At 35.1% G+C, this 6,570-nt stretch carries 5 protein-coding genes; 1 reads left to right on the top strand and 4 read right to left on the bottom strand.

The genetic code is table 11. The features are described from left to right. Positions 1 to 116: 116 nt before the first annotated feature. Positions 117 to 719 carry an outer membrane beta-barrel protein gene (locus ACRD62_RS10445; protein WP_430820055.1) on the bottom strand — a complete coding sequence of 201 codons (603 nt, stop codon included), beginning with the start codon at positions 717 to 719 and terminating at the stop codon, positions 117 to 119. A gap of 242 nt (positions 720 to 961) precedes the next feature. Between ACRD62_RS10445 and ACRD62_RS10440 the strand changes: the two genes are divergently transcribed. Beyond that, entirely contained in the window at positions 962 to 2,845 is a 1,884-nt protein-coding gene (locus tag ACRD62_RS10440; RefSeq protein WP_430820054.1) for a tetratricopeptide repeat-containing sensor histidine kinase, read from the top strand. Here the strand turns inward: ACRD62_RS10440 and ACRD62_RS10435 are convergent, their stop codons facing one another. The 3 genes from ACRD62_RS10435 to ACRD62_RS10425 form a co-directional block, all read right to left on the bottom strand. Then, positions 2,846 to 3,469, bottom strand: a complete 624-nt coding sequence (locus ACRD62_RS10435; RefSeq protein WP_430820053.1) for a ribonuclease H1 domain-containing protein — start codon at positions 3,467 to 3,469, stop codon at positions 2,846 to 2,848. Positions 3,470 to 3,567: 98 nt separating this feature from the next. Then, complete coding sequence (locus ACRD62_RS10430; RefSeq protein ID WP_430820052.1) at positions 3,568 to 5,721, bottom strand: S46 family peptidase; 2,154 nt, start codon at positions 5,719 to 5,721, stop codon at positions 3,568 to 3,570. Positions 5,722 to 5,976: 255 nt separating this feature from the next. Continuing rightward, positions 5,977 to 6,420, bottom strand: a complete 444-nt coding sequence (locus ACRD62_RS10425) for a hypothetical protein (RefSeq protein ID WP_430820051.1) — start codon at positions 6,418 to 6,420, stop codon at positions 5,977 to 5,979. Between the last annotated feature and the right edge of the window lie 150 nt (positions 6,421 to 6,570).

Genomic DNA, 6,570 nt, shown 5'->3' with positions numbered 1-6,570 from the left:
TCCCTTTTAGGGGAGGTTTGGTGGGGTATAATGAAAGTAAAGTTACAATTTGAAAGATTCCTTATTTGCAGAATCACTTTTTGGACACCCTCTTAAATGTTTATTGTAAAGTAGTATTAGAAAAATATGGCAAATCCACCACTAAGAGCTACTCCACTAATTATTGTTTTATCTTTACTATTATCACCATCAGACATAGTTATTGATCCATAGCCTAATCCAAGGTCAAGTGAAATAAAATCATTCAGGAAAAACCCAAGGCCAACACCCAGGTCCCATGCAGAAACATTGTTTTTAGATTCACCACTCATATTTACTCCTGAATAATCATACTTTGATTTTTGATTGCCAAACAGAAAATCCCCTTGTATATATGGTTTTATATTTCCGGATCCAACATAATAACGTGCGAATGGACCAAATAAGAGTGAATTGGATGTATAAGAGTCAGAAGAAACTTTTTGTTTTGTGCTTTCAAAGTCAATTGACAATCCTAATGCCAGATTGTCAATTACGAAGTAGCCCAAGGAAGGAGTTATGTTGAATTGTGTGGATTTAATATCATCACTATATGACTCTCCATCATATTCAAATTTAGTTGTTGTTGATGATAACCCCAAGTCAGATGTGCCTGACATAATGATTTTTCCTTTCTCAGTTTGAGCGAATGAACTTAAGTTAATAGCTAAAAACGCTACAATAAAAAATACTTTTTTCATATGTGTTCTAGTTTATAATTAAAAAGGTTATTCAAAAATAGATTAAATTAATTAAATAGTAAGATAGTTTATGATTAATTAAGTCAATTTAATCAGAAAATGAATAAACAATGTTCTATCTTGCTTATTCATTTGATGTTATAATATTGTTTTGATTGAAAGTCTAATCACGCAGATAAAATTCTATTAAAAAAATAGTATTACTTTTGAAGGAATAAAAAACTGGGCAACCTGATCTTATAATGGACATTGAACAAATCTATAAGTTAATTACCTTAATTGCTTTGGTATTTTTAAGCTCTAATGAAATGAGGGCTGATGATGGGGAATTGGCAATTGCGGAAGATTCAATTGTTGGAAAAGCCATTGAACTAATTCAACTTGCCTCTGAAAATCCTGATAGCTGTAAGGAATTGGCTTATGATCTGTTAAATAATCCCTCTTCAAAAAAGTTGAAAGCCAATGCCTATTCTAATGAGGCGCTTGCCGAGGCTTATTTTTATTTGCAAGAGTTTGACTCAGCTAAAGTATATTATCAAAGAGCTTTATCCAGCTACCAGGGAATAGGGGATAAGGAACAACAAGCTACCTCTTACAATAATATAGGATTGGTGTTTTATTATCTGGGGCAGTACGCTGTAGCGTTAGAGAATTTCAATTCTGCTTTGGAAATTCAAAAAGTGTTAGGTGATGAATTAGGAATAGCCCGTGCTCATCATAATATAGGCATGGTTTATGGAAAGTGGGAAAGGTATGATCAGCAGTTTGAGCACTATAATATTGCATTAAAGCTATATGAAAAGAACAAAGATCAGGAGAGTATAGCGGGTTTAACCAATAACATGGGAATCACTTATGCAATGCTGCATCATTACGATAAAGCCTTGGAGAGTTACCGGAAGGCTTATTTTGCCTATAACGAATTAGGCAATAAGGATAGAATGGCGGCGATTTCAACAAATCTTGGATGTTTATTTGTTTACAAAGGTGAAAGTCAACGAGCCCTGGATTATTTTAACGAAGCCATCAATCACTTTCGTGAAACGAATAATTATATGCTGTTGATATCGACCTATTCAAGTACTGGTGATGCATACAAAGAGGTTGATAATTATAAGAAAGCACTGGAGTATTACATGCTGGCTGAAGAAGTGAACGAAAAGCTGGATTTATTAACCCTGAAGAAAGATAATTACTATTCACTTTATCTCGTTTATAAAGAGATGGAGGATTATCAGAAGGCATTGGATACTTACGAACGATATAACAGTATTGCTGATTCAATTTTTACAGCGGAGAAATATGAACGACTAATTGAATTGGAAAAAAAATATCACTCTGAGAAAAGTGAAAAAGAGTTGTTGGAGTTGAAAGCCAAAGATCATCAGCATGAACTTTTATTATGGGGTTTATCTATCTTTTTTATGTTCTCGGCAGTACTTGTTTTAATTGGAGTTTATATTCTGAAAATTAAAGAAAAGCAGCGACGTCAGATAATGGAGCATAAGGTGCTGCGCACACAGATGAATCCTCACTTTATATTTAACTCACTTTCGGCATTGCAATGTTTTATTATTGAAGGAAATCAGGATGAAGCCATTGATTTTGTAGCTGATTTTTCATCTTTAATGCGTCTGGTGTTGCAGTATGCTAAAGAAGAAAATATTACACTCAAGAAAGAGAAAGAAATACTGGAGAAATATATGAGTTTGCAGAATCGAAGGTTTGAAAATAAGATAAACTTTTCGTTGCAAATAGATGAACAGTTACAAATAGAAAAAGTAATGGTTCCTCCCATGTTATCGCAACCATTTGTTGAAAATGCCATTGAACATGCCGGATTATCCATGAAGGAAGATGGATTTATTAAAGTTACTTTTAGTAAGGATAAGAATAAGCTCGCAATATCAATAGAAGATAACGGTATTGGTATAAAGATGGCTCAGCAAAAGAAAAAGTTAATCACACATAAATCTGTAGCCATGCAATTAACAAAAGATCGTATCAGTCTTCTTTATGAACATCAGGGGAAGAAAGCAGAAGCGTTGGAGATTGAAGATCTGTCTGATTATGACTTATGTGGAACAAGAATCACTTTCCGGATCCCATACATGGAAATTAACTAACTACTTTCTGCCAAAGTCAGCAGGAATCTCACCCCAGTTTTTTGTGTCCCATTTTAGTATTTTGGTTGAGTAGGTATTATTTTTCAGCCATGCTTCAGCCCTTCTTACAAAATCAAAAAGCTCTTTGGTTTTGGCAGTCTCTTCCAATTTTGATTTACATTCTTTTTTTTCAACCCAACCCATGGCAATTTTCGAGTCGGTATAAATTGGAATAGGCAGGTTATGTTTTTTTAGATATGACAGTCCATGAACAATCCCTAAAAACTCACCAATATTATTGGTTCCAATGGGATATTTCATATGAAAAAGTTGTTCCTTGGTCTGAGTGTTTACCCCCTGATATTCCATCACTCCCGGGTTTCCACTGCAAGCAGCATCAACCGAAATGCTTGGGATGATAATATTACTTTTGGGATTAAATTTAGGAGTGGAAGAGGTCTTACTGCCTTGTCCTATGAATTTATGTGGCGGACTTTTAAAAGCTTTTATTGCTTCACTTTGCGATTCAAATCCTTTGTATAGGGCACCGGCAAATCCTTTTATCTGAGCCTGGCATTCGGCCCATGATCCATAAATACCCGGTTTCGCACCTTTCCAAACTACATAGAATTTATTCTTCGCCATATTTCCTTTTTAATTCAATTGTAAAACTACAGCATTGACATGATTAAACAAAAAAAAGCCGACTCGTAAGCCGGCTTTATCGATATGATTAAAAGAGTTTATTCTTTAACCAGGGTCATTTCGTCAATCAGGTTGGTTGCACCAGCGTATTTCTCAATAACAAAAAGCACGTAGCGGATATCAACATTGATACACTTCTGTAATTCAGGTTCAAAAGCAATATCTCCACTCATAGCCTCCCAGTTACCGTCGAAAGCCAGACCAAATAATTCGCCGTTGGCATTTATCACAGGACTTCCGCTGTTACCTCCGGTAATATCATTGTTTGTAGTGAAGCAAACATGTAGTTTACCATCTTTATCAGCATATTGGCCATAATCTTTTGCTTTCCAAAGATCTTTTAATTTTTGAGGTACAATAAACTCATAATTATTCGGATCTTCTTTCTCCATAATACCATCGATGGTTGTGTAATACTTATATTTTACACCATCGCGTGGCTCATAGTCACCTACAGTACCATAACTTAAACGCATTGAGAAATTGGCATCTGAGTAGTAAACTTTATCAGGATGCATTTCCATCAGTCCGGCCATAAATAATCGGTTAGCTTTAGAAATGGTGCTGGTAGTTTCTTTTAACTGTGCCACTATGTTTTTATACGTTTCACTTATTTCAAGTCCAGCTGAAAATGCTAAATCAGCATTTAACTTCTTCAATGAAGGTTTTGCAAGGAAGGCATTGAATTTATCTTCACTTGAAAAAATCGATTTGCTGAAAACAGTATTCGCATATTTCTCGAAATCTCCCTTGAATTTCTTATTGATAGTTTGATAAAATTCAGGATGAAATTGTTTGTCAATTGTATTATAATATAAGTCGGTTAAAGCTGCTAATACTTTACGATCTGTTTCAGGATAATAATCTTTATAAAACCCTTTGCCAGCTTCAGTTAATTTCTTTACCGCAGCATCTATTTCCTCCTGATTGTCATTTTCTAAAGCTGTTTGAAGTTCACGTGCACGCAAAGAGAAACTATAGATTTCAGTTCCACGCAACAAACATTCAAGAACATAACTGCGGGCTTTTCTGTATGGAGCCTGTGCTTCATAAGCTTTTTCAAGGTCGGAAAGTACTTCGCCATATTTTGCTTTACGCTCATCAGATCCGGCAGCCCATTCAGCAAATTCAGCTTCCAGAGCACGTTTTTTCTCCAGTACATTCAATTTCTCCAGACCACGGTTCATACCGATACTGTTTTTCCAGTAGTTTGAACTTCTTGAGAATTTTGAAGCATACTGAATACGTACTTTTTCGCTGGCCATCATATCTTCGTTCCAGATGTCCTGCTTGATACCACGTGGAGTAATCATTGCTTCGTTGGTGATATTCATTCGTTCTTCAATACCCCATGAAGTTAAATAACGTTCAGTGCTTCCCGGGAATCCGATAGTCATGGCAAAATCATCCATTTCCACACCCTTTAATGAAACAGGTAAGTGGTGTTTAGGCTGATAAGGTACATTGTCTTTTGAGTAATCAGCTGGTTTGCCATCAGGTCCGCAATATACACGGAACATGCTGAAGTCACCAGTATGACGAGGCCACATCCAGTTGTCAGTATCGTGACCAAATTTACCAATTGATGAAGGAGGTGCACCTACGAAGCGAACATCAGTAAAGATTTCATATACGATCAGAAAAAACTGGTTTCCTTCGAAATAGTCTTTTACAATGGCTCTGTAATTATTACCTTCAGTTGCTTCTTTTGAAATATTAGAAGAAACTTCCCAGATTTTTGCCTGGCGTTCTGTTTCGCTCATATCATCCGAAAGTTCTGCATTAATCCGCTCAGTAACATCTTCCATGTATTTCATGAAAGTAACCTTCAAGCCTTCAGCAGGTAACTCTTCTTCTTTTGTTTTGGCCCAGAATCCATCTTCAAGATAATTGTGTTCAATAGAACTCAATGCCTGAATGCTACCATATCCACAATGATGGTTGGTTAAAATTAAACCCTGGTCAGAAATTAATTCTCCCGTACAACCTCCGCCAAAAATCACAATAGCATCTTTTAAACTTGAATTGTTAATGCTATAAATATCTTCGGCTGACAATTTCAATCCAAGCTCATTCATCTTATTCATGTTAAGCTTGTTCAATAATGGGAGTAGCCACATCCCCTCATCAGCTTTTGCTAATTGAGCAAAGCCGATGCATACTATAAAAAATAGTGATGCAATTCTTTTCATAAATTACTATTATTTGGTGTTCATATTGATTGTATTCCCTTCTACTTATCTAAACATAGGAAATCAACATTGATGGATACAATTTGTTTAGTATCATCAGCTTGTTTAAATCAGGTAACAAAGATATAATTTTCCAAATAACAATAAAGTGAGCAAACATACATAAAGAAAAACCGGATAATGTCTTATCCGGTTCGCTTTCCTGACAGCAGGAGTTGTTTTCCTACTTGTCCCCTATTTTGTATTACCGACCAGTCAGGCCAGTTGTTTTTTATTAATAAATAATCCTTTTGGACTGCTATTCATGTACCCGTTTGAGTTATTACGTTTAGCTTTAACTAAAGCAGGATAGTTAAGAAATGTTTCGTAAAACTTCACCTGTTCGAAATAGTTGAGTTTTAACTTAGTTGGGCTCATTAAATATTTACGAGTCCAAAAACTAACCGGATCATAAAAGTTTATTACTTGTAATCCTTTTATTTTTAAAAAGTAATCCAATAGTTCTTCATTGGTATATTTCTCTTTGGTAATTTCCTTCATAGAAGAAATGATGGTTTCCTTTTGTTTGGCACCATTACTAAAAAGTATCGATTCCAGATCACCAACAGCATAATGTTCTGCCAGGATAAAAATTCCTTTTTTCCATAACCAGAAACCTGCAGCAGCAAGTGGGATTAATATGAGAAATATGGTTGTCATTAAAATCTATTTTAGTGTTGTGTTGCTTTGTTTAATTATGTTGTTGGCGATCATACGTTCATCTTATTAAAATGGTTATGCTTGTTTGCATTTTTTAATACTTAACTACTTAATGTTTAGTTAGCCGGATTTGATGAATTCAATAAAATG

It is taken from the genome of Carboxylicivirga caseinilyticus, from assembly GCF_050589785.1.
GTDB classification, from domain to species: Bacteria; Bacteroidota; Bacteroidia; order Bacteroidales; family Marinilabiliaceae; genus Carboxylicivirga; species Carboxylicivirga caseinilyticus.
This window is presented reverse-complemented; position numbering and strand designations above follow the sequence as displayed.

Bases quoted from the DNA above. Each gene is read 5' to 3' on its own strand.
- ACRD62_RS10445 (WP_430820055.1), bottom strand. From the start codon at position 719: ATGAAAAAAGTATTTTTTATTGTAGCGTTTTTAGCTATTAACTTAAGT.
- ACRD62_RS10440 (WP_430820054.1), top strand. From the start codon at position 962: ATGGACATTGAACAAATCTATAAGTTAATTACCTTAATTGCTTTGGTA.
- ACRD62_RS10435 (WP_430820053.1), bottom strand. From the start codon at position 3,469: ATGGCGAAGAATAAATTCTATGTAGTTTGGAAAGGTGCGAAACCGGGT.
- ACRD62_RS10430 (WP_430820052.1), bottom strand. From the start codon at position 5,721: ATGAAAAGAATTGCATCACTATTTTTTATAGTATGCATCGGCTTTGCT.
- ACRD62_RS10425 (WP_430820051.1), bottom strand. From the start codon at position 6,420: ATGACAACCATATTTCTCATATTAATCCCACTTGCTGCTGCAGGTTTC.